The following is a 22356-nucleotide window of genomic DNA, read 5'->3' on the forward strand; positions in this document are numbered from 1 at the left end:
CGCCCGATGATCCACAACAAACACCTGCGCACCGTCCTGGCGCTGGCCCTGAGCGCTGCCCTGGCCGGCTGCGCCAACCTCGCGCCAGACTATGCGCAACCGGCCGCGCCGGTACCGGGCAGCTGGTCGCAACAGGTCGATGGCAAGCCCTTGGTCACCGGTGGTTCGCGCGCTGCCGGCGAGATCGATGCCGACCAGCTGGGCTGGCGTGAGTTCTTCCTCGACCCGCGCCTGCAGCAGGTGATCGCCGCCGCGCTGGAGAACAATCGCGACCTGCGCGTGGCTGCCTTGAACATCGAGAAGGCGCGGGCCGAATATCGCATCGCCGATGCCGACCGCTATCCGGCCATCTCCGCCACCGGCACCAGCAGCGCCAGCCGCACGCCGTCCGAGTTATCCACCAGTGGCCGCGCCACGGTGACGCGCCAGCAGAGCGTTACGGTGGGCATCAGCGCCTACGAGCTGGATTTCTTCGGTCGCCTGAAGAACCTCTCCGACGCCGCGCTGGAGACCTACCAGTACCAGGTCGAGACCCGCCGCAGCACCCACATCAGCCTGGTGGCCGAGGTCGCCACGGCCTGGCTCACGCTGGCCTCCGATCGCGAGCGCCTGAAGCTGGCGCAGGACACCTATGCCAGCCAGTCACGTACCTTCGAACTGAGCCAGCGCAGTCACGAGATCGGCACCGTCTCCGGGGTCGACCTGGCCAGCCAGGAAGCCACCGTGGAAAGCGCCCGTGCCGACGTGGCCAGCTATACCAGCCAGGTGGCGCAGGATATCAATGCCTTGCGTCTGCTGGTGGGCACGGATGTCGATGCGGCGCTGTTGCCCAGCGGCCTGCCGGAAACCGCCAGCGTGCTGCCCTCCACCCCGTCCGGCCTGCCCTCGGCAGTGCTGTTGCGTCGTCCGGACGTGCTGGCGGCCGAGCATACGCTCAAGTCCGCCAATGCCGATATCGGGGCGGCGCGTGCGGCCTTCTTCCCCAGTATCTCGCTCACTGCCGATGGCGGCACTGCCAGTCGTACGCTGGGGGGCTTGTTCAAGGCGGGCAGCGGCAGCTGGAGCTTCGTACCGTCCATCAACCTGCCCATCTTCAATGCCGGCAGCCTGCGCGCCAGCCTGGATGCGGCCAAGATCACCCGCAACATCGACGTGGCCAATTACGAGAAGGCCATCCAGACCGCCTTCCGTGAAGTGGCCGATGCGCTGGCCGTGCGCGCCACGCTGGATCAGCAACTGGATGCCCAGGGCAAGGCGACCGCCGCCAGCGACAAGGCATTCCGCCTGTCCGAGGCGCGCTACAGGAACGGCATCGACAGCTACCTCACGACGCTGGTGGCGCAGCGTACGCTCTATTCGGCGCAGCAGACCCTGATCTCGCTGCGGCTGACCGAGCAGAGCAATCGCATCACGCTCTACAAGGTGCTGGGCGGTGGCTGGTACGAGCAGACCCAGCAGACCCAGCCCGCGTCGGCTTCGGCCTCGGCTGCGGACAAGGGTGCGCCTTCCTGATTGCATTGGCCGGCTCACAAGATGAAACGCCGCGACCTGTTACCGGGTCGCGGCGTTTCTATTTCCATTTCTTCCTGGATCAGCGCAGACCGAGGCTGGCGCGCGCGGGCGTGATATCGATGGTGCGGTGTTCTCCATCCTCCTGTGCCGGCTGACCTTCCATCTGCGCTGCACTGAGCTTGAAGGCATCCACCAGGTGGTTCAGATGGTCGGCCTGCTGGCTCATCGATTGCGAGGCTGCTGCGGCTTCTTCGACCAGCGCGGCGTTCTGCTGGGTGTTTTCATCCAGACGCGCGATGGCGTGCTGCATCGCCTGGATGCCTTCGGCCTGCTGGCGACCTGCGGCGCTGATCTCGGCCACCACGGAGGTGACGCGCTGCACGCTGGTCACCACTTCCTGCATGGTGCCGCCGGCATGCTGCACCAGGCGACTGCCGTCGGCCACGCTGGCCACCGAACTGTCGATGAGGTGCTTGATCTCGCGGGCGGCGGCGGCCGAGCGTTGCGCCAGCGACCGGACCTCCGAGGCCACGACCGCGAAACCGCGTCCCTGTTCACCGGCACGCGCCGCTTCGACGGCGGCATTGAGCGCCAGGATATTGGTCTGGAAGGCGATGCCGTCGATCACGCTGATGATGTCCACGATCTTGCGCGAGGAGGCATCGATCACGCCCATGGTCTCGACCACCTGCTGGACCACCGCGCCACCCTGGCTGGCGATGTCCGATGCCGAGGCGGCCAGCGTCTCGGCCTGCTGCGCATTGTCGGCATTACGGCGCACCGCCTGGCTCAGTTCATCCATGGCGATCACCGTTTTTTCCAGGGTATCGGCCTGTTGTTCGGTGCGTTCCGACAGGTTCTGGTTGCCCATGGCGATTTCAGTCGAGGCGCTGGCGATGGTGTGGGTGCCGCTGCGGACCTGCTGGACCAGCGAGGCCAGCTTGTCGCGCATGATGCGGATTTCATGGATCAGGCTGGAGCGGTCACCCGGTTCGGTATGGACGGGCGTGGCCAGTTCGCCGTCGGCGATGCGCCCGGCGATTTCCACCGCGTAGCGTGGTTCGCCACCCAGCTGGCCCAGCAGGCTGCGTCGGATCAGCCAGGCCGTGACGATCGAGACTGCGAGGATGATCGCGGCACACACCACGATCAGGCGCAGCGAGCTGTCGAACAGGGCTTCGGCGGCATCACTGGCCTGCTGGTTTTCACGTTGCACGGTCTTGAGCAGGGTGTCGATGTCGCTGACGATCTGGCGCCGCAGCGGGCTGCATTCCTTCACGAGGAACTGGCCATAGGCTTCCATCTGGCCGCTCTCGCGATAGCGGCGCGGCCGCTTCAGTTCGTCGGCCATGCTGATGAGGCCGCTTTTGGCCTTCTCGAACTGGGCATTGCCCGCCATGACTGCTTCCAGCTGGCGCAGCGCTGCCAGGTAGATGGCCTTTTGCTCATCCAGCAGGGCCAGTTCGCGGGTGGCGTCGGCATCATCGCGGAAGATATAGGCGTTGCGGGCAGCGATGCCGGTCTGGTCCAGTGCCTCGCGGGCGATGTACAGCGGCTCCAGCTTGCTGGCGGTGACCTGGTTCTGGTAGCGCATCGCGCCGGAGATGGACTGCATGCGGACCAGCGCGATGGCGATCAGCACCAGCATCAATGCGATGACGATGCCGAAGCCGAGACGCAGCTGGGTCCCGATCTTGAGCTTGCTCAGATGATTCATGGGATTGTGACTTTTCTTGTACGTGGAGTCCGGCTGTGGGGGCAGCGGAGGAGGAGGAGCAGGATTGCCTGCCGCGATGGCCGTTGGGGAGGGCGCGTTGCAGGTTCACTTTCCCGGTGGAAAAGATTTTAGATGAGAATAATTCCCAGCTCCAAGGACTTTCGGATACGATCGTACGTTTATCTCATTTGATGCGAGTTAACGTTGTTTTGTTGAGAGATAGAGGATATATCGTGTGATTTTCCCGTGAGAATTGCCTACACTGTCGCGATTTTGACGCGCCTTGTTCGCCATATAAATCCATTTGACAAGGCCTCGCCCGGCGGGAATAATCCGCAAGTGATACGACAACGTACAAGATCGTTTGCAACGATGGCATCTTGTTCGCGATGTCGCCGTTGAACCCGATTCCACAACAACAACGATGAGCAACCATCAGGAGACAGCCCGCATGAGCGCAGATTCCGATCGCGATGCGTGGCAGACCGCACGCTTTTCCCGCCTGTTGCTGACCGGCGCGGCCGGTGGCGTGGGCAAGCAGTTGCGCCCGCGCCTGGCATCCTTTGCCGACAGCGTGCGACTGGCCGATCTCGCCAGCGCCATGGAGGCGGCCGGCCCGGCAGCGCCCCACGAGCAGGTACTGGGGTGCGACCTGGCCGACCGTGTTGCAGTCGATGCCATGGTGGCCGGCTGCGAGGCCATCATCCACCTGGGCGGGGTGTCGGTGGAACGGCCCTTCGAGGAAATCCTGGAAGCCAACATCAAGGGCGTCTTCCACATCTATGAAGCGGCACGCCGCCATGGCGTCAAGCGGGTCATCTTCGCCAGTTCCAACCACGTCACCGGTTTCTATCGCCAGGACCAGCGCATCGATGCGCATGACCTGCGTCGTCCCGACGGTTACTACGGGCTGTCCAAGTCCTATGGCGAAGACATGGCGCAGTTCTACTTCGACCGCTATGGCGTGGAGACGGTGAGCATCCGCATCGGTTCGATCTTCCCCGAGGCGACCAATCGCCGCATGCTGGCCAGCTGGATGAGCATGGACGATTTCGAGCAGCTTTTGCGCCGCTCGCTGTTCACCCCGAACGTTGGTCATACCGTGGTCTATGGCATGTCGGCCAATGCCCACACCTGGTGGGATAACCGTTACGCCGCCCATCTGGGCTATGCGCCCAAGGACAGTTCCGAGATCTTCCGCGCCAAGGTGGAAGCCCAGCCGCAGCCGGCCCCGGATGATCCGGTGGCGACCCTGCAGGGTGGTGCCTTCACGGCCGCCGGTCCGTTCGATCCCCTGGTCGGCTGAGCGGCAGGCCAGGTTTCTCCGTCCGGTCCCGATAGCAAGGCAGTACCCAGTCATCGCAGCAGCGCAGTACCTCCCCGGCGGCGTGAAGTCCTTCACCCGCCAGACCTGAAAGCACTCGATGTGCAGCGCGTCGCCCCAGTGCGCGCCGGCCCGTCCCGCATGTAAGCGTTTGAGCAGCAGCTTGACCTGAATCGCAGCAAGGCAGCACCCGGTACACCGGGCCGCCCGCACGCAGCAGGATCGCGCACGCGTCGCACCGATGTCCGGTTTCCTTCCACCTTGATGGACCGGCAGCCATGAACTTTTCTCTGGATTTCTCGCCCCTCGCCCCCTATTGGCCGGTATTCCTGCGCGGCGCCTGGCTGACGTTAAGGATGACCAGCGTGGCCGTCATCGCCGGAGTGAGCGTGGGCATCTTCGTCGCGTTCGCCAAGAACAGCCGCAATCGCATCCTCGCCCAGCTGTGCAGCGCCTATATCGAGGTGGTGCGCAATACGCCCTTCCTGGTACAGATATTCCTCTTGTACTTCGGCCTGGCCAGCCTGGGCGTGCGCATGCCGACCTTCGCGGCGGCCACCCTGGCGATGGTGGTCAACATCGCCGCCTATGCGGCCGAGATCATCCGCGCCGGCATCGATTCCGTGCCGCGTGGCCAGATCGAGGCGGCGCAATGCCTGGGCCTGTCGACCTGGCGCATCCGCTGGCACGTGATGCTGCAGCCGGCCATCGAGCGCGTCTATCCGGCACTGACCAGCCAGTTCCTGCTGATGATGCAGGCCTCGGCGATGGCCTCGCAGATCTCGGCGGAAGAGTTGACGGCCATCGCCAATACCGTGCAGTCCGATACCTTCCGTTCGCTGGAGACCTATATCGTGGTGGCGCTGCTGTATCTGGTGCTGGCAGTGCTGGTCAAGCTGATCGCCTATGCCGTGGGCGAGACCATCTTCAAGCGTCGTCGTACCCTGCTTCGCGCCGCGGCCCAGGGCCGGCGCAGCCCGGTGAACGATCCGCCCGGCACGGCGCCACTGGTCCACACACCCTACGTGCATGCGGCCGTACGCCTGCGCGCCCGCACCGGTGGGAGGGTCTCATGATGGGCGGCTTTACCTGGACCTACTTCTTTTACCTGGTGCAGTCCATCGGCTGGACCCTGGTGCTCTCGGCGCTGGCCTTCGTGCTGGGCGGTGTCGGCGGTTTCCTCTTGATGCTGGCGCGCATCTCGCCCCGGGCCTGGCTACGGCGCCCCGCCTTGCTCTTCATTGAATGCATACAGGGCATTCCCCTGCTGATCCTGCTGTTCATCGTCTACTTCGGGCTGTCGGTCTACGGCCTGGTGCTGCCGGCGCTGGTGGCGGCCAGCATCGCCATGATGATCTATGCCAGCGCCTATCTGGGCGACATCTGGCGCGGTTGCGTGGAGGCCATGCCACGGCCGCAGTGGGAGGCTTCCGAATGCCTCTCGCTGACGCGCTGGCAGACACTGCGCCTGGTCATCATCCCGCAGGCGGTTCGCTTGTCTCTGCCACCCACCATCGGCTTCCTGGTGCAGCTGATCAAGATGACCTCGCTGGCCTCGGTGATCGGTTTCGTCGAACTCACGCATGCCGGGCAGATCATCAACAACTCGATCTTCCAGCCCTTCCTGGTATTCGTGCTGGTCGGAACCTTCTATTTCCTGCTCTGCTATCCCTTATCGCGCTGGAGCGCATCCATGGAGAGAAAACTCAATGTCGGCAATCGTTAATCCGGAGACGGTGACGCACCTGCGTCCCGTGGCGCCCGCCCAGGAGGTGCAGCCCGTCATCGTCAGGCTCGATCAGGTCTACAAGAGCTTCGGCGACAACCAGGTCCTGAAGGGGGTGTCCTTCGAGGTCGCGCGCGGCGAAATGATCGCCATCATCGGCGCTTCGGGCTCGGGCAAGAGCACGGCGCTGCGCTGCATCGACCGGCTCGAGACCATCGACTCCGGCAGCATCGAGGTGGCCGGCATCCGCGTCGATGATCCGCAGGTGGACCTGCATCGCCTGCGCCGCGAGGTGGGCATCGTCTTCCAGAGCTACAACCTGTTCCCCCACCTGAACGTGCTGGAGAACGTGATGCTGGCCCTGCGCCACGTCAAGCAGCAGGACAAGGCCGAGGCGCGACGCGTGGCACTGGCGGCACTGGCCCAGGTCGGGCTGGACGAAAAGGCCGCAGCCTATCCCGAGCAACTCTCTGGTGGTCAGCAACAGCGTGTGGCCATTGCGCGCTCGCTGGCAATGTCGCCCAAGGTGATGCTGTTCGACGAGGTTACCTCGGCGCTGGACCCGCAACTGACCGGTGAAGTGCTGCGCGTGATGGAAGACCTGGCCGCCAACGGCATGACCATGCTGCTGGTTACGCACGAGATGAACTTCGCCAAGCGCGTGGCCGACCGCATCATCTACATGCATCAGGGCCGGGTCTGGGAAGTCGGCCCCGGCGAGATGCTGGACCATCCCCATACCCCCGAACTGAAGGCTTTCCTGGCTGCCGACCTGTAGCCCAACGACGTCCCTTGCTGCTTCACCCATATCTATAACGGAGACTCAACATGCCCCTGCCATCCTTCTACCGCTGGACCCATACCACCATGGCCCTTGTCCTGCTCGGCCTGGCCACCCAGAGCGCACTGGCCGACCAGCTGGACGATATCCGCAAGGCCGGCAAGATCCGCATTGCCACCACCATCAGCACACCCTTGTTCGGTTTCACCGACGACAAGCTGCAACTGGCCGGTTCCGATGTCGACGCCGCGCGGCTGCTGGCACAGGACCTCGGTGTGCAGCTGGAGCTGGCCGGCGTCACCAATGCCGCCCGCGTGCCGACCCTGCAGGCCAATCGCGCCGACATCGTGGTGGGCTCGCTGTCGATCACGCCGGAGCGGCAGAAGGTCATTGATTTCTCGGTACCCTATGCGGTTATCAGTCTCATCATCGGTGGTCCACGGAGTATGGCCGTCAAGGATTACGCCGGCCTTGCCGGCAAGCGCGTCGGCGTCACCCGCGCCACCCCCAATGACACCCTGACCACGCAGAACGCCAAAGGCGCCGAGGTGGTGCGCTATGAAGACGACGCCACCCTGATCACCTCGATGGTGACCGGTCAGATCGACCTGTTCTCCAGCACGCCGTCCAACCTGCAGGAGATGCAGAAGAAGGCAGCGGACAAGAACCTGGAAATGAAATTCGAGCAGAAGGCCTTCGACCTGGGCATCGCCATGAACAAGAACCAGCCGCGCCTGAAGGAATGGATCGACAACTGGGTGCGGACCAACCAGAAGAACGGCAAGCTCAATGCCATCTACAAGAAATACCACGGCCGCGACCTGCCACAGGCGACCCAGAATCCGCAGTAGGCAAGTGCGGACAGCAGCGGTCTGAACGCTGACGCAAGACCAGGACCGGGGTCGCATCCCCGGTCCTTTTCATTTTCAGCGGCTGAAGCAGCTGATCGAGGGGCAGGGCAGAGGGGACTGGAATGACCGACTTGGTCGTTTTTGCGTGCATTTCATTCCCGAAGGGAAAGAAAACGACACTTTCCCCCATCATTTAATGAATATTTCGATCAAAATATTTGCCGAGGCTCTTGATTTCGGTTCTGTAGCAGTATATCTTGATCAAAAAAATCGTTGAGCCACAACCGACGCGTTTGTTTTCTTCAAATAATGATCGAATCGATCATTTTATTCAGGCGCAGTGGCTCTCATTCATTGGGGCCGGACTGATCCGGTCACCACAAGAACAGACGGAGATATCGCATGTCGCTTCACTTCAAGGGCATCGTCCCTGCACTCATCACGCCCCTGACCCCGGACGAGGAAATCGACGAAGCGGGCCTGCGCACGCTGGTGGATCGCCTGATCGAGGCCGGTGTGCATGGCCTGTTCGTGCTGGGCACCAACGGCGAATTCATCTCCCTGTCCGAGGCTGAAAAGTTGCGCGTGGCCCGCATCGCCGTGGACCAGGCGCGCGGCCGCGTGCCGGTCATCGCCGGCACCGGCGCCTATGCCACCCGCGAGGTGATCGCCCTGAACAGCAAGATGCAGGACCAGGGCATCGAGGCGGTCTCGGTGATCACGCCCTATTTCAACGGCGCCACCCAGGCCGAACTGTTCAAGCACTACGACAGCATCGCCCGCGCCACCTCGCTGCCGGTCATGCTCTACACCATCCCCGCCAAGACCGGCGTGCAACTGAACATCGACACCGTGCGCCGCCTGTCGGAAATCCCGAACATCCGCGGCATCAAGGACAGCGGCGGCGACTTCGACCGCCTGCTGCAGCTGATCAATCTGAAACGTGAGGATTTCGCCGTCTTCACCGGAACCGATTCCATGATCCTGTGGACCCTGATGGCCGGTGGCGACGGCGCGGTGGCCGCCACCACCAATGCGGTACCGAGCGTGGTGATGTCGATCTGGAACAACTTCCACAAAGGCGACATCGCCGCCGCCCGCCAGGCGCAGGAAGCGCTGCGCCCGCTGCGCGACGCCTTTGCGCTGGGGACCCTGCCGGTGGTGCTCAAGACCGCCGCCGGCCTGCTGGGCATGCCAGCCGGTCCGGCGCGCTCGCCCGTGCTGCCGCTGGACGAGGCCGCGCTGGACAAGCTCAAGAAGGCCATCGCCGCCTATCCGCGCGTGGCCTGAGCCGCCCGCGCCTGCCTATCCGAGGACCGACCATGAGTACTACCTATCACTTCCAGACCGTCAAGCACATCGTGCATGGCCCGCACAGTCTTGATCAACTGGCCGACAAGCTGGCCCTGCTGGATCGCCCGGTGCGCCGGATCGCCCTGATCACCCAGCCCATCATGGAACAGAAGGGCGTGGTGGCCCGCGTGGTCCGGGCCCTGGCGCAGCACGATGTGCAGACCCTGGTGGTGCACGACGTGGAGCCCGAGCCGACCATCGAGAACGTGGAAACCGTGTTTGCCGGCCAGATCGCGCCCTTCGCCCCGGACGCGATCCTGTCCATCGGCGGCGGTAGCGTACTGGACGCGGCCAAGCTCTTCGCCGTACGCCTCACCAACGAGGAGCCGCTGCGCCAGTGGCTGGGCGTGGACCTGATCAAGCGTCCTGGCGTGCCGCTGGTGCTGGTGCCGACCACCTCCGGTACAGGTTCGGAAGTCACCCCCAACGCCATCGTCACCTTGCCGGACGAAGAACTGAAGGTCGGTATCGTCAGCCGTCACCTGCTGCCGCAACTGGTGATCCTGGATGCCACGCTCACCATCGGCCTGCCCAAGCCCATCACGGCGGCGACCGGCATGGATGCCTTCATCCACGCGCTGGAATCCTATATCTCCACCAAGGCCAATCCGGTTAGCGATATGTTCGCCATGGAATCGATGCGCCTGATCGGCGCCAACCTGGTCGAGGCCTACCAGAACGGCGATTCGCTGTCCGCCCGCCAGGCCATGCTGATGGGGTCCATGTATGGCGGCCTGGCGCTGACCGCAGCCGGCACGGCGGCGGTGCATGCACTGGCCTATCCCTTGGGCGGTATGTTCAACATCACCCACGGCGTGGCCAATTCCATGCTGCTGCCGCATGTGATGGCCTTCAACCTGGATGCCATCGTCGACCGCCTGGCCAAGGTGGCGCATGCGCTGCAGATCGCGTGCCATGACGACAGCGATCAGGCTGCTGCCGACAAGCTGCTGGCGCGCCTGCGTGAATGGACCGCGGTGCTGGAGATTCCGCAGGACCTGCGCCAGTTCGGTGTTTCCGAAGCCCATCTGGAGCCGCTGGCGATTGCTGCCGCCAAGGTCAAGCGCCTGCTGGGCAACAATCCCAAGGCGCTCGGCCATGAAGACATCAAGGCGATCTACCAGAGGCTGCTGCCATGACCTTGGCCGCTGCCGCTGTCGCTACCGTTGCTGATCGCGCGCGCCTGCTGATCGTCGGTGACGATCTGTCGGGCACCGCCGATTGCGCCGTCACCTGCACCCATTTCGGGCTGGACAGTGTGGTGGCACTGGGCGCCGATGCCGATGCCGCGCTGCAGGCCGTGGACGTGCTGGCACTGGATGCCGACACGCGCGGACTGCCGCCGGGCGACGCCGCCCGCCTCAATGCGGCGGCCTGGCAAGCGCACAGCGACGGACGTCGGCTGTACAAGAAAATCGATTCCACCCTGCGCGGCAATGTCGCCGCCGAGATCGCCGCGCTGACCGGGGCCGGCATGGCCATCGTCGCGCCGGCATTCCCCGCTGCCGGCCGCACCACGGTGGAGGGTCGGCAATATGTCTTTGACGTGCCGGTGGAAGAATCCGAAGTCTGGCGCAATGAACGCATCGCCGGCCGCGCCGACCTGGTGGAGATGCTGCGCCAGGCTGGCATGAAGGTGGCGCTGCTGGGGCTGGATACGCTGCATCAAGGCCTGCAACAGGTGCGTCACAGCATCATCGCCTGCCAGGCCGATGGCGTGCAGGCATTGGTCTGCGACGCCCGTACCGTGCAGGACCTGGCGTGCATCGCCGAGGCCTCGGCCCCCCTGGATGGACTCTACTGGGTCGGCTCGGCCGGGCTGGCCACGCCGCTGGTGCGCACCTGGCAAGCTGCGGTGACCGTACCGAGACAGGCGCAGGCAGCCGGGTTCAGCGACAAGGCGACTCATGCCGGCGGCGTACTGGTGATCGTGGGCAGCATGTCCAGTGTCTCGCACGCACAGGCAGAAGCCTTGGCCGAACAGGCTGGTGCCGAAATCCTGGCCTGCAGCATCGATGCCACTTCCCTGCTGGACCCGATGTCCACTCGCGCTCGCGAGCTGGCGCAACTGGTCGCGCAGACCCTACAGCAGGGACGCAGCGTGCTGGTGACCGTGAGCCAGGACCAGCGCGCAGCCGTCAGCGACGGTGCGCGGCTGGCGCGGCAACTGGCCGAGCACCTGGGACCGGCGGCGCAACATGCCAGTGCGCTCATCGCCACCGGCGGCGAGACCGCGCGCGCCATGTTGACCCGCATGGGCGTACGGCAACTGGGCATCGTCAGCGAAATCGACACCGGCGTGCCGCTCATGCGCGCACGCCATCTGGACCGGGAGTTCCCGGTCGTGACCAAGGCGGGTGGCTTCGGCCGGCCCGATACCCTTTATCGCGCATGGCGGCAACTGTCCGCCCGGCGAGCTGGTGCTGCGTCGGCAGCGCCCACATCCACTGGAGAAGAGTTATGACATACCGTCCGGTTATCGGCATCACCATGGGGGATGCCGCCGGCGTGGGGCCGGAGATCATCATGAAAAGCCTGGCCCGGCGCGAAGTCTATGAGGCCTGCCGTCCGCTGGTCATCGGCGACGCCAGACGCCTGCGCGATGCCGGCCGCATCACCGGCGTGGACCTCACGGTACGCGCCATCGCCAATCCTGCCGAGGCGCGTTTTTCCTTCGGCGAGATCGACTGCATCGACCTCGGCCTGATCCCGGCCGATCTGCCCTATGGCAAGCTCTCGGCGGTGGCCGGCAATGCCGCCTTCCAGTACATCGCCCGCACCGTGGAGCTGACATCGGCCGGTGAACTCGATGCCATCTGCACCGCCCCGCTGAACAAGGAAGCCCTGCATGCCGGCGGCCATATCTTCCCCGGCCATACCGAGATCCTGGCCCACCTGACCGGCATTCCCGAAGTGTCGATGATGCTGGTGGCGCCCAAGCTGCGCGTGATCCACGTCACCACCCACATCGGCCTGCTGGATGCCATCAACCGCATCGAACCGGGGCTGGTGCAACGGACCATCGAGCGGGCGCACGACACCCTGGTGCGCGCCGGCATCACGCAGCCGCGCATCGGCGTGTGCGGCATCAATCCGCACGCCGGCGAGAACGGCCTGTTCGGTTATGGCGAGGAAGAAAAGAAGATCATCCCCGCCGTCGACCTGCTCAAGGCGCGTGGCTGGGACGTCGAAGGCCCGCTGCCGGCCGACACCCTGTTCTATCGCGCCGGCCGTGGCGACTTCGACGTGGTGGTGGCCATGTACCACGACCAGGGCCACGGTCCGGTCAAGGTGATGGGCCTGGAAGCGGGCGTGAACGTCACCGTCGGCCTGCCGGTGATCCGCACGTCGGTGGACCACGGTACCGCCTTCGACATCGCCGGCCGTGGTATCGCCGACGAAGGAAGCATGCTGGAAGCGCTCAAGCAGGCACAAGACCTGGCCACGCGCCGGGCTGCCCTGGCAGCCTGATGCAGATGGCCGGCGCCGCGATCCTGCGGCGCCCGGTCCGATAAGAAAATCATCTAAAACGTTATCCGATCTTCGAGGATCGGGAGGAGAACACAATGAACCAGTTTGGAGCATTGGACACGGCCATCATCATCGCGATGGTCGTCGTCTACATCGCCGCCACTTCGTGGCTGAGCATCCGCCTGCGCAGCAAGACCACCGGCGAATTCATGGTGGCCGGCCGCGCCGCCCCGGTGGTGGTGATCGCCATCCTGCTGATGTCCGAATTCATCGGCGCCAAGTCCACCATCGGTACCTCCCAGGAGGCCTTCAATGTCGGTATCGCCGCGTCCTGGTCGGTGATCGCGGCAGCCATCGGTTTCCTGCTGTTCGGCCTGTTCATGGCCAAGCGTCTGTACAAGTCGGGTGAATTCACCATCTCCGGCTTCGTCGCCCAGAAGTACGGCAAGACCGCCAAGCTGGTGGTCTCAGCGGTGATGATCTATGCGCTCTTCATCGTCAACGTCGGCAACTACGTCAGCGGCGCGGCGGCCATCTCCACCGTGCTCAAGGTCAATCTGCCGACTGCCGCCATCATCACCGCCATCGTCAGCACCATCTACTTTGCCTACGGCGGTCTCAAGAGCGTGCTCTACGTGACCATCTTCCACAGCGCCATGAAGATTCTCGGCATCGGCATCCTGGTGTGGGTGGCACTGTCCCTGACCGGCGGCATCGCGCCCATGGTCAGCACCATGCCCGAGCATTACTTCACCTGGAAGGGCGCCTTGAACGGCGGCACCATCGGCGCCTGGATCATCGGTACCTCGGGCGCGATCTTCTCTACCCAGTTCATCATCCAGGCCATCTCCGGTGCGCGCTCCGGCGAAGACGCCCGCAAGGCCACCCTGGTAGCCGCCGCACTGTGCCTGCCCATCGCGCTGGCTCTGGGCCTGCTGGGCGTGGCGGCCAAGTTCCTGTTCCCGGAGATCAAGGGCCTGTATGCGCTGCCGATCTTCCTGCAGCATATGCATCCGGTGCTCGCGGGCGTCGTGACGGTGTCGCTGGTGGCCTCCATCTTCGTGAGCGTGAGTACCGTGGCACTGGCCATCGCCTCGCTCATCGTCAAGGATTTCTACGTACCGCGTTTCCAGCCTTCGCCCGAACGTGAACTGGCGGCCACCCGCTGGATTTCGCTGGTGGTGGGTTTCGTGCCGTTGATCTTCGTGCTGTTCGTGCCGCAGATCCTGGCGCTGTCCTTCTTCACCCGGGCGCTGCGCCTGACGGTGACGGTGGTGGCCCTGATGGGCATCTACCTGCCGTTCTTCAACAGTAGCCGTGGTGCCATCTCGGCGCTGGTGCTGGCCACCGTGGCGACCACCGTCTGGTACCTGCTGGATAACCCGTTCGGCATCGACAACATGTATATCGCCCTGGTGGCGCCGGCCATCGTGATGGTGATCGAGCGCCTGATCTTCCCGGCTGCACCCAATGCCACCGAGCACGCTACTCCGCACCCTGGCGCGCCCGAGCTGGCCGCCGGCCGGCGGCAGCAGCACTGAACCGCTCCCAGTCAAGAAAGAGGATGACAAGATGAACCAGTCCACCCCCGCCGTCGGCCAGGTCAGCCAGGCCGCAGGCGACACTGCCCGCCGCGAGGCGCACCTGCCGGCGCTGACCGTACAGAACCACGCCGCCAACCTGATCGCGCTGTCCAACGGCGACCTGCTGTGCGCCTGGTTCGGTGGCACACAGGAGGGTATTCCCGATATCTCGATCTACCTGTCGCGCCTGGCCGCCGGCAGCGATACCTGGAGCGCGCCGGTGCGCCTGTCGGAAGATGCCAGCCGCTCCGAGCAGAACCCGGTGCTGTTCGAAGCGCCCGATGGCAAGCTGTGGCTGATCTATACCGCGCAGTTGTCGGGCCATCAGAATACGTCCATCGTGCGTCGCCGCGTCTCCGGTGACCTGGGCCGGACCTGGGGCCCGATCGAGACCCTGTTCGACACCCCCGGCACTTTTGTGCGCCAGCCCATCGTGGTGGCGGCCGATGGCGCCTGGCTGTGTCCGGTCTTCATGTGCCGGGTGGCCGAGGGTGAGCGTTGGTCCGGCAATGACGACATCAGCGTGGTGATGCGTTCCACCGATGGCGGCCAGCACTGGAATGCGCATGAGGTGCCGGCCAGCGTGGGTTGCGTGCACATGAACATCCAGCCGCTCAAGGACGGTGGCTTCCTGGCGCTGTATCGCAGCCGTTGGGCCGACCACATCTACAGCAGCCGTTCGACCGATGGCATCAGCTGGAGCGCGCCGCAGCCGCTGGACCTGCCCAACAACAATTCCTCGATCCAGTTCGTGGCGCTGGCCAATGGCCACCTGGGACTGGTGTTCAACCACAGCAGCGCAGCCAATAGCACTGAACGTCGCGCTTCGCTGTATGACGACATCGAGGACTCGGAAGACAGCGGCAGCCTGGTCACGCAGTCCGCCTCGCAGCGCGGCACGGCCTTCTGGGGCGCGCCACGCGCGCCGATGACACTGGCCATCTCCCAGGATGGCGGCCGCAGCTGGCCGTTGATGCGCAACCTGGAAGTGGGCGATGGCTACTGCATGACCAACAATTCGGCCGAGAAGCGCAATCGCGAATATTCCTATCCCTCCATCGTGCAGTCGGCCGATGGCAGGCTGCATATCGCCTACACCTACTTCCGCCAGAACATCAAGTACGTGACCGTCGAGGAAGCCTGGGTCGCGCAGGCGGTAGCGGCTGCGGCCTGATTGCCTGATTACCTTAATTGCAGGAGACAAGCATGAACATACAAACCATCACCCGCAGGGAGGCCCTCGTGGCATTGGGAACAGGAATCGCCGCCGTCGGTGCGAGCACGCCAGCCGTGGCGGCCACGGCAGCCGATGCGGCCTCGCTGGAAGCCGCCAGCGAGGCGCTGCGCCAGGCGCTGGAGCAGGGCGACGGCGCTGCCCTGCAGGGCCTGCTGCACGAGCGCATGACCTATTCCCACTCGGATGGCCGGGTGTGGACCAAGGCGGTCCTGCTGGAGGCCATCGCCAGCAAGCAGCGCTACCTCAGTGTGCGTACCTCGGCGCAGACGGTGGAGGTGGCGGGCAGCACCGGCATCGTGCGGCACACCTATGACGTGGTCAACAACGACGAGAAGAAGAGCACTGGCCACCTGAAGGTATTGCTGTGCTGGGTCAGCCAGGGGCAGGGCTGGCAGATGCTGGCACGCAGCGCCACCACCGTACCGGCCTGAGCGCTACGACCGGCGCAGTCCCGGAAGCGGTGGAGCGCCTCCGGAAGCCGGTATACTCCTTGCCTGCCATCCCCGCCGGGATGGCGGCAACGACAACCCAAGACTGCACCCTATGAAAGTTACCCGCCGCCGCGAGGCCATGGTCCAGGCCGTCCTCTCGGGGATGACGGAAGTGGGCGCCCTGTGCGACCACTTCGGCATCTCCGAAGTCACCGTGCGTCGCGACCTGCGCGCACTGGCCGATGAGGGCCTGATCCTGCGTACCTATGGCGGCGCCGCCTCGGTCAGCCTGCATGCGCCGGAAGAGTCGCTGGAGCAGCGCAGCCACAGCTTCCAGGCCGAGAAGGACGCCATCGGTGCGGCGGCCGCAGCCTGCGTGGCCGATGGCGATACCGTCTTCCTCGATGCCGGTACCACCACTGCGGCACTGGCCAAGGCGCTGGTGCCGCGTACCGGTATCCAGGTCATCACCAACAACCTGCTGGTGGTGCAGACGCTGGCTGGCAGCCAGGTCGGCGTGACCCTGATCGGCGGCGATGTGCGCCCCACCAGCATGAGTACCTTCGGGCCCATCGCCCAGCTGGGCTTGACCCGGCTGACCTTCGACAAGGCCTTCCTCGGTGCCGATGGCGTGGTGGCCGGGCGCGGCCTGTGCGAAGCCACGGTGGAACAGGCCTATCTGAAGGAATGCATCATCCGCCAGGCCGCCACGGTGTTCGTGCTGGTCACGGCCGACAAGCTCAATCGCGACAGCCAGCAACACTGGACCCCGGTGGAAAAGCCCTGGACCCTGATCACCGATGCCCAGCCCGGGCATGCCGGGCGGCACAGCTTCGAAAGCCTGCCGGGCGTGAAGATCGTGTCGGTCGAGGTGCCGCGCCCGGGCTGACGGCCTGATATTCAACCGCCCTCGAAGATGCGCAGCCGCGCCAGGCCGATATGTCCGCGCATGGCCGCTTCGGCCCGCTCGCGCGACCCCTCGGCGATGGCCTGGACAATGGCCTGGTGCTCATCGTCGATGGTCTGGATGCGCACACTGTCCTGGGGCGAGCCCAGATTCCGGGCCAGCTCCATGCACTGGCGTATCGGTCCCAGCGCATGCTCGATGGTGGAGATGAAGAAGGGGTTGCGGCTGGCGCGGGCGATGGCCATGTGCAGCGCCAGGTCTTCCTCGACCCCTGTCTGCCCCTTCAGTTGCGCACTGCGCAGAGCTTGCAAGCAGGCGTGCATCAGGCGCACGTCGTCTTCCTGACGCGCCAGGGCGGCGATGCCGGCCGCGCCCACTTCCACGCATTCCCGAAAGGCGTAGTAGCGCTCCATGTCATGGATGCTGGCGATCTGCGCCGGTACGCTGTTTTGCAGGGACGGCAGGCGCTGCACATAGTTGCCGGAGCCGCGGCGCGATACCACGATGCCCTCCGAACGCAGCCGCGACAGCGCCTCGCGCACTGTGGTGCGGGAGGCCTGGTAGCGCTGCGCCAGTTCCACCTCGGTCGGCAGGCGGCGGTTCTCGCCCAGTTCGCCGCGCAGGATGGCGGCGATGATCTGCTTGCAGATATGTTCTGAGCGGCTGAGCTGGCCGGGCGCTGGCGTTGGAGCGGGGGGCGGCGGTGTGCGGGATTCTGACATGTACGATGACTGCTGCCGTTGAGTTCTTCTCCGGACACTATGAAGGACTCGCCTTGCCTGTGCAAGCCAGCGCGACCAAAAGCTGTTGCTATTCGTGCAACCGAGCGGAAAACCCCGTTAAAAAGCGCTTCCAGGCTGCCAGATGGCGCGAATCCGGTTGACTTCATGGACGTCGATCATTAAAGTTGTCCACCTGCATTCAAAATTAGTCGGACTAATTGCACTTTAACTTATACGACATCGTATAATTGCAGTCATAAAAAAGACAACAGCAGCCAGTGTGGAGACCGGTATGAAACCAAGACCTGCCTAGCCTTCTCAAGCCTCCGCCCGTCCTCAGGACGGCCGGGACTGTATCCCTGCGCGTCATCCACCGTCGTCCGGCCTGTCCGGCGCCGCGCGTAGCAGGGACGGCCCGCTGCAGTACTGCCCATTTGAATAAAAATCCTTTTGGAGACGCCATGAAGTACGTAAGAGGAATCCGCTGGTACATGGTCACCCTGGTGACCCTGGCCCTGATCGTCAATTACCTGGCCCGCAATACGCTGTCGGTGGCCGCACCGACCATGATGAAAGAGCTGGACATGAGCACCCAGCAGTATTCCTACATCGTGGTGTCGTGGCAGATCTGCTATGCCCTCATGCAGCCGGTGGCGGGCTACATCCTTGATGCGGTGGGGACCAAGATCGGTTTCGGCATCTTCGCGCTGGCCTGGTCGCTGGTGTGCGCCGCCGCTGCCATGGCCACCGGCTGGCAGAGCCTGGCTTTCTTCCGGGCGCTGCTGGGCGTGACCGAGGCGGCTGGCATCCCGGGCGGGGTGAAGGCTTCCACCGAGTGGTTCCCGGCCAAGGAGCGCTCGGTGGCCATCGGCTGGTTCAACATCGGTTCCTCCATCGGCGCCCTGTGCGCGCCGCCACTGGTGGTGTGGACCATCCTGCACGGCGGCTGGCGGATGTCCTTCGTGGTGGTGGGCGTGCTGGGGGTGATCTGGTTCGTGCTGTGGATGCTGTTCTACAAGAACCCGCGGGATCAGAAGCTGCTGTCGCCGGAAGAACGTGCCTACATCCTGGACGGCCAGGAAAAATCGCCCGAGAAGGTGCAGCGCGAGAGCTGGACGCTCATCGTGCGCAGCCGCAACTTCTGGTCGATCGCCGTTCCGCGCTTCCTCTCGGAGCCGGCCTGGCAGACCTTCAATGCCTGGATTCCGCTGTACATGGCGACCGAGCGCCACATGAACATCAAGGAAATCGCCATGTTCGCCTGGTTGCCCTTCCTGGCCGCCGACATCGGTTGCGTGCTGGGGGGCTACCTGAGCCCGTTCTTCCACAAGCATCTCAATGTGTCACTGTTCACCTCGCGCAAGCTGGTCATGCTGGTGGGAAGCCTGGCCATGATCGGGCCGGCCTGCGTGGGCTTCGTGGATAGTCCCTATGTGGCTATCGCGCTGCTGTCCATCGGCGGTTTCGCCCACCAGACGCTGTCGGGTGCGCTGTATTCGATCACTTCCGACGTCTTCACCCGCAACCAGGTGGCGACCGCCACTGGCTTGACCGGCATGAGCGGTTACTTGGGGGCGACCTTGTTCACCTTGCTGTTTGGCATCCTGGTCACGCAGATCGGCTATGGCCCGCTGTTTGTGCTGCTGGCGGTGTTCGATCTGGTCGCCGTGGCGGTGGTGTTTGCGTTGGCTCGACCGCGCGCACAGGCGCTGGCCTGACGGTATCGCAGGCGAGAGTGGGACAGGGGCGGCGTCGAGAGGCGCCGCCCCTTTTTCATGGGTCATGAGACCCGCAAGCCTGGATCAACTTGCCAATGGCGGACGCTGCAACGCTACCCATTCCTGCACGGCCGGCCGTTGCCACTGGACCTGCGCGTAACGGAGCAGGGCCTCTGGCACCGGGTCACCGTGCAGGGCCAGCCGGTTGAGCATCAGCGCCAGGTCGGTATCGGCGATGCTCCATGCATCGAACAGGCAGGACGCACCCGGCGCCAGCAGGCTCTCGGCAAAGCGGAACAGGCGCGATGCCGCCGCCTGGCCCGCCGCCGTCAGCGGCGCCTTCTTCGCGCCATAGAACAGCACCTGCGTATTGCGCTCTTCACGAATCGGCATCAGGTCGCTGCGCAGCCAGGCCTGCACCTGTCGCGCCCGTGCGCGCTGCGCGGGGTCTTGCGGATAGAGCCGCGGGCCGGCGAAGACCTCATCCAGGTATTCGGTGATGGCCGAGGACTCAGACAGCGCCAGCGTGCCGTGCAGCAGCGTCGGCACGCGCGCCGTCAGCGACAGCTCGGCATAGGCCGGTGCCAGGTTGGCGGCGGCGTCGAGATCCACGGTCTGCAGCGTGAAGGGCAGCTGCTTCTCGCGCAGGGCCACGAAGACCGACATGGCGTAGGGACTGGCGTACTGGGCGTCGGCGTACAGCTGCAGCGCCTTGTCGGCGGTGGCGGGGAAGGCGCCGGCTATCTGGAGTCCGGTAAAACTGTTTTGCATGAGTACCTCTTGAAGAACGGTTGAAGAAAGCCGTTCCGCCGGCGCTGCCGGGCGAGGTCTGAAAGGGGAAATACTGCTGCGATCCAGTCCCGCCAGGCGATCCGCCGGACGGGACGTGACATCCCCGTCAGCGGAGATGCCGTTTTTTGGTATTCAGCCCGCACGCGCGCAGGCCTGCCGCCGGGAGGGCAGTGGACTTGCGGGTGATGGATCGCTTCAGATTCATGGTGCGGGAAGTGACGGGCTGAGTGACGATAGTAAACGAGATCTCCTCAGGATTTCAAACCATCTGTCTGAAATCCGCACAAGTCGCACCACACTCCCTCCTTCACTCCACCTCTCCAGCTGCATACATCAGTCGTATCCGACCTTGTTGCGCAGTTTTCTCGAACAATTTTTGCCCATATCACCTTGGTTTGCGTAACCAGGATGGTTACCATGCACATGGAAAAGCACACGCCTCACCGTAAGCTGTATCAAATCCATTCACTGCTCGCCGAGGGACGAATCCGCAAAACTGCGACGGCCCTCCTGGGCGCCGTAGCACTGGGCATGGACGAATCGGAGATGACCGCAGTGGTGGCCGCGCTCAAGAGCAGTGATTTCTACAAGAGCATGACCAGCCACCTGGATCACCGGATCTGGCATGACGTGTACTGCCCGCTGACCCGTCATGGCGTGCTGTACATCAAGCTGACCGTGATGGATGACGTATTGATCGTATCGTTCAAGGAGAGATGAGATGAACTGTCCCAGTTGCGGCGGTGCCGAGATGGTCCGCGCCACCCGAGACCTGCCCTATACCTATAAGGGCGAGACGACCCTCATCGGGGGCGTGACAGGTGACTATTGCCCGCTCTGCGGTGAATGCCTGCCCCTGCCTGCGGAGGAAGAAAGAGTCTCTTCCGAGGCACTGGCTTTCAACAAGGAGGTCAATGCCGGCCTCATTGATCCTGCCGAGATCACCGAGGCGCGCGAGCTCCTGCAGTTGGGCCAGCGCGAAGCCAGCCTGCTGTTCGGCGGCGGCATCAATGCCTTCAACCGTTACGAGGCCGGGAAGATCAAGCCACCACGCGCATTGGTATTGTTGCTGCGCCTGCTGCGCAAGCATCCGGATTTGCTGGCCGAGGTAAGGGCCGGGACGAACGATGCAGCGCGCCCGCCCCATATACTGGAAATCCGGGAACCAGGGGCCGCCCGGCTGACCCAGGGTCGACGCAAGTAGCGTCCCGGAAGCTGCCGCTAGCGAATCTCCGCGCTATACCTGAACTTGCTCGCCGCACCCCTGGACTGCCGCCACTCCAGCGGTGTTCCGTCCGAACCGAAGGCGATGCGTTCGATCACCACTACCGGCGTCTTTTCCTTCAAGCCCAGCAGGCGCGCCTGCGCCGCCGTCACCGTTTCCACTGTCAGGGTCTCGCGGGCCGAGGCCACGATCAGGCCGCATTCACGTTCATACAGCGGATAGAGCAGGTCGCCAAAATCTTCCGGCGCCTTGTCGGCCAGGGCCTTGAACCGCTGGGCGCAGAGATAGATGTTCTCGGCCAGCACCGGTTGATCGTCCACCGTGCGCAGGCGCAGCAGTTCGATCACCCGGGCATGGGGCTTGAGGTGCAGGGCCTCGGCCACCTGACGTGGCGCCTCGATGATCTTGCGGCCGACGATGACGCTCCGGGGCGCCAGCGGTTGCCCCTCGGCGGATTCGAAACGGAAGAACCGGAACAGGGAATTGTCGAAGCGCGCCTTGCGCACGAAGGTCCCCCGGCCATGCGTACGCTCCACCAGCCCTTCGGCGATGAGTGTTTCGATGGCGCGGCGCACCGTTCCCACTGCCATCTGATGGGTCTGGCTGAGTTCCGCTTCCGACGGAATGGCTTGACCCGGTTGCCACTTCTGGGCGCGGATCTGCGCGGCCAACAGGTCGCGCAACTGGAGATAAAGCGGCAGGCGCCCATCGACGGACTGGTCAGGCATGGTGGAACTGGCCTTGCATGGATGAAAGGGGCTCAGTCTACCCGTGGCGCGGCTTGCCCACAACGGCGGGGTGAACAGTGCAGCCCAGCCCTGGCAGGTACAGTGCCCCCGGCATTGTCTTGTGGCCGCATCACGCAGATCATGCCTGCATCCCATGACAGCTACCCGATGCGGCCTGCCAGGAGAGATTGCACCACGAGCGGATGAGGATTGTTGAGGCCATTTGCCTGTGTTATCTTACGCCAACTCATATATATGTCTATATGAGTAATCAACGA

At 64.2% G+C, this 22356-nt stretch carries 19 protein-coding genes and 1 pseudogene; 16 read left to right on the top strand and 4 right to left on the bottom strand.

Annotation, left to right across the window (positions count from 1 at the left end; all coding sequences use genetic code 11):
* The first annotated feature begins 6 nt into the window (after positions 1 to 6).
* Complete coding sequence (locus ACEOAC_RS01980; protein WP_413445084.1) at positions 7 to 1512, top strand: efflux transporter outer membrane subunit; 1506 nt, start codon at positions 7 to 9, stop codon at positions 1510 to 1512.
* A gap of 79 nt (positions 1513 to 1591) precedes the next feature.
* Here ACEOAC_RS01980 and ACEOAC_RS01985 read toward each other — a convergent pair whose 3' ends face one another.
* The gene (locus ACEOAC_RS01985) at positions 1592 to 3229 is read right to left on the bottom strand and encodes a methyl-accepting chemotaxis protein (RefSeq protein ID WP_413445085.1); all 1638 of its coding nucleotides are present in this window, start codon (positions 3227 to 3229) and stop codon (positions 1592 to 1594) included.
* 451 nt (positions 3230 to 3680) lie between these two features.
* Between ACEOAC_RS01985 and ACEOAC_RS01990 the strand changes: the two genes are divergently transcribed.
* The 12 genes and pseudogenes from ACEOAC_RS01990 (at position 3681) to ACEOAC_RS02045 (ending at position 16875) form a co-directional block, all read left to right on the top strand.
* On the top strand, positions 3681 to 4535 hold the full coding sequence (locus ACEOAC_RS01990) for an NAD-dependent epimerase/dehydratase family protein (protein ID WP_006461180.1): 855 nt from the start codon (positions 3681 to 3683) through the stop codon (positions 4533 to 4535).
* A gap of 296 nt (positions 4536 to 4831) precedes the next feature.
* Positions 4832 to 5629: an amino acid ABC transporter permease gene (locus ACEOAC_RS01995; RefSeq protein WP_413445086.1), complete on the top strand. Its 798-nt coding sequence runs from the start codon at positions 4832 to 4834 to the stop codon at positions 5627 to 5629.
* Positions 5626 to 6279: an amino acid ABC transporter permease gene (locus ACEOAC_RS02000; RefSeq protein ID WP_006461182.1), complete on the top strand. Its 654-nt coding sequence runs from the start codon at positions 5626 to 5628 to the stop codon at positions 6277 to 6279. The genes ACEOAC_RS01995 and ACEOAC_RS02000 overlap by 4 nt, the downstream gene beginning before the upstream one ends.
* Positions 6263 to 7057: an amino acid ABC transporter ATP-binding protein gene (locus ACEOAC_RS02005; protein WP_102662633.1), complete on the top strand. Its 795-nt coding sequence runs from the start codon at positions 6263 to 6265 to the stop codon at positions 7055 to 7057. Before ACEOAC_RS02000 ends, ACEOAC_RS02005 begins: the two co-directional genes overlap by 17 nt.
* Before the next feature lie 89 nt (positions 7058 to 7146).
* Entirely contained in the window at positions 7147 to 7911 is a 765-nt protein-coding gene (locus ACEOAC_RS02010; protein ID WP_413445088.1) for a transporter substrate-binding domain-containing protein, read from the top strand.
* 402 nt (positions 7912 to 8313) lie between these two features.
* Entirely contained in the window at positions 8314 to 9201 is an 888-nt protein-coding gene (dapA, locus tag ACEOAC_RS02015) for a 4-hydroxy-tetrahydrodipicolinate synthase (RefSeq protein WP_102662635.1), read from the top strand.
* Between the two features lie 32 nt (positions 9202 to 9233).
* Positions 9234 to 10403 (top strand): iron-containing alcohol dehydrogenase, encoded by a 1170-nt coding sequence (locus ACEOAC_RS02020; RefSeq protein WP_413445847.1) that lies wholly within the window; start codon positions 9234 to 9236, stop codon positions 10401 to 10403.
* A pseudogene (gene pdxA, locus ACEOAC_RS02025) lies at positions 10400 to 12735 on the top strand (4-hydroxythreonine-4-phosphate dehydrogenase PdxA). The gene ACEOAC_RS02020 and the pseudogene pdxA overlap by 4 nt, the downstream one beginning before the upstream one ends.
* Before the next feature lie 95 nt (positions 12736 to 12830).
* A complete protein-coding gene (locus ACEOAC_RS02030; RefSeq protein ID WP_182993302.1) occupies positions 12831 to 14276 on the top strand; it encodes a sodium:solute symporter family protein in 1446 nt (481 codons plus the stop codon).
* 31 nt (positions 14277 to 14307) lie between these two features.
* Complete coding sequence (locus tag ACEOAC_RS02035; RefSeq protein WP_413445423.1) at positions 14308 to 15492, top strand: sialidase family protein; 1185 nt, start codon at positions 14308 to 14310, stop codon at positions 15490 to 15492.
* Positions 15493 to 15524: 32 nt separating this feature from the next.
* Complete coding sequence (locus ACEOAC_RS02040) at positions 15525 to 15986, top strand: nuclear transport factor 2 family protein (RefSeq protein WP_413628660.1); 462 nt, start codon at positions 15525 to 15527, stop codon at positions 15984 to 15986.
* Positions 15987 to 16098: 112 nt separating this feature from the next.
* Entirely contained in the window at positions 16099 to 16875 is a 777-nt protein-coding gene (locus ACEOAC_RS02045) for a DeoR/GlpR family DNA-binding transcription regulator (RefSeq protein ID WP_413444785.1), read from the top strand.
* Between the two features lie 11 nt (positions 16876 to 16886).
* Here the strand turns inward: ACEOAC_RS02045 and ACEOAC_RS02050 are convergent, their stop codons facing one another.
* Positions 16887 to 17615 carry a FadR/GntR family transcriptional regulator gene (locus tag ACEOAC_RS02050; protein WP_006461185.1) on the bottom strand — a complete coding sequence of 243 codons (729 nt, stop codon included), beginning with the start codon at positions 17613 to 17615 and terminating at the stop codon, positions 16887 to 16889.
* 461 nt (positions 17616 to 18076) lie between these two features.
* On the opposite strand from ACEOAC_RS02050, the gene ACEOAC_RS02055 reads away from it, so the two are divergent.
* Complete coding sequence (locus ACEOAC_RS02055) at positions 18077 to 19333, top strand: MFS transporter (RefSeq protein WP_039873717.1); 1257 nt, start codon at positions 18077 to 18079, stop codon at positions 19331 to 19333.
* 84 nt (positions 19334 to 19417) lie between these two features.
* Here the strand turns inward: ACEOAC_RS02055 and yfcF are convergent, their stop codons facing one another.
* Positions 19418 to 20104, bottom strand: coding sequence for a glutathione transferase (gene yfcF / locus ACEOAC_RS02060; protein ID WP_413444784.1), 687 nt, complete (start codon positions 20102 to 20104; stop codon positions 19418 to 19420).
* A gap of 444 nt (positions 20105 to 20548) precedes the next feature.
* Here yfcF and ACEOAC_RS02065 point away from each other — a divergent pair, with 444 nt between their 5' ends.
* Together ACEOAC_RS02065 and ACEOAC_RS02070 are read left to right on the top strand one after the other, a co-directional pair.
* Positions 20549 to 20845, top strand: a complete 297-nt coding sequence (locus ACEOAC_RS02065; protein WP_413444787.1) for a type II toxin-antitoxin system MqsR family toxin — start codon at positions 20549 to 20551, stop codon at positions 20843 to 20845.
* 1 nt (position 20846) lies between these two features.
* The gene (locus ACEOAC_RS02070; RefSeq protein ID WP_413444783.1) at positions 20847 to 21329 is read left to right on the top strand and encodes a type II TA system antitoxin MqsA family protein; all 483 of its coding nucleotides are present in this window, start codon (positions 20847 to 20849) and stop codon (positions 21327 to 21329) included.
* Between the two features lie 17 nt (positions 21330 to 21346).
* Here the strand turns inward: ACEOAC_RS02070 and ACEOAC_RS02075 are convergent, their stop codons facing one another.
* Positions 21347 to 22078 carry a GntR family transcriptional regulator gene (locus ACEOAC_RS02075; RefSeq protein WP_077234875.1) on the bottom strand — a complete coding sequence of 244 codons (732 nt, stop codon included), beginning with the start codon at positions 22076 to 22078 and terminating at the stop codon, positions 21347 to 21349.
* Between the last annotated feature and the right edge of the window lie 278 nt (positions 22079 to 22356).

This window comes from Herbaspirillum frisingense, from assembly GCF_047325095.1.
Lineage (GTDB): Bacteria > Pseudomonadota > Gammaproteobacteria > Burkholderiales > Burkholderiaceae_D > Herbaspirillum > Herbaspirillum frisingense.

Coding starts and splice junctions, on each gene's coding strand:
- ACEOAC_RS02010 (WP_413445088.1), top strand. CDS start 7,147: ATGGCCCTTGTCCTGCTCGGCCTGGCCACCCAGAGCGCACTGGCCGAC.
- ACEOAC_RS02030 (WP_182993302.1), top strand. CDS start 12,831: ATGAACCAGTTTGGAGCATTGGACACGGCCATCATCATCGCGATGGTC.
- ACEOAC_RS02055 (WP_039873717.1), top strand. CDS start 18,077: ATGAAGTACGTAAGAGGAATCCGCTGGTACATGGTCACCCTGGTGACC.
- ACEOAC_RS01990 (WP_006461180.1), top strand. CDS start 3,681: ATGAGCGCAGATTCCGATCGCGATGCGTGGCAGACCGCACGCTTTTCC.
- ACEOAC_RS02050 (WP_006461185.1), bottom strand. CDS start 17,615: ATGTCAGAATCCCGCACACCGCCGCCCCCCGCTCCAACGCCAGCGCCC.
- ACEOAC_RS02045 (WP_413444785.1), top strand. CDS start 16,099: ATGAAAGTTACCCGCCGCCGCGAGGCCATGGTCCAGGCCGTCCTCTCG.
- ACEOAC_RS02020 (WP_413445847.1), top strand. CDS start 9,234: ATGAGTACTACCTATCACTTCCAGACCGTCAAGCACATCGTGCATGGC.
- ACEOAC_RS02035 (WP_413445423.1), top strand. CDS start 14,308: ATGAACCAGTCCACCCCCGCCGTCGGCCAGGTCAGCCAGGCCGCAGGC.
- ACEOAC_RS02075 (WP_077234875.1), bottom strand. CDS start 22,078: ATGCCTGACCAGTCCGTCGATGGGCGCCTGCCGCTTTATCTCCAGTTG.
- ACEOAC_RS01995 (WP_413445086.1), top strand. CDS start 4,832: ATGAACTTTTCTCTGGATTTCTCGCCCCTCGCCCCCTATTGGCCGGTA.
- ACEOAC_RS02005 (WP_102662633.1), top strand. CDS start 6,263: ATGTCGGCAATCGTTAATCCGGAGACGGTGACGCACCTGCGTCCCGTG.
- ACEOAC_RS02000 (WP_006461182.1), top strand. CDS start 5,626: ATGATGGGCGGCTTTACCTGGACCTACTTCTTTTACCTGGTGCAGTCC.
- ACEOAC_RS02070 (WP_413444783.1), top strand. CDS start 20,847: ATGAACTGTCCCAGTTGCGGCGGTGCCGAGATGGTCCGCGCCACCCGA.
- yfcF (WP_413444784.1), bottom strand. CDS start 20,104: ATGCAAAACAGTTTTACCGGACTCCAGATAGCCGGCGCCTTCCCCGCC.
- ACEOAC_RS01985 (WP_413445085.1), bottom strand. CDS start 3,229: ATGAATCATCTGAGCAAGCTCAAGATCGGGACCCAGCTGCGTCTCGGC.
- dapA (WP_102662635.1), top strand. CDS start 8,314: ATGTCGCTTCACTTCAAGGGCATCGTCCCTGCACTCATCACGCCCCTG.
- ACEOAC_RS01980 (WP_413445084.1), top strand. CDS start 7: ATGATCCACAACAAACACCTGCGCACCGTCCTGGCGCTGGCCCTGAGC.
- ACEOAC_RS02065 (WP_413444787.1), top strand. CDS start 20,549: ATGGAAAAGCACACGCCTCACCGTAAGCTGTATCAAATCCATTCACTG.
- ACEOAC_RS02040 (WP_413628660.1), top strand. CDS start 15,525: ATGAACATACAAACCATCACCCGCAGGGAGGCCCTCGTGGCATTGGGA.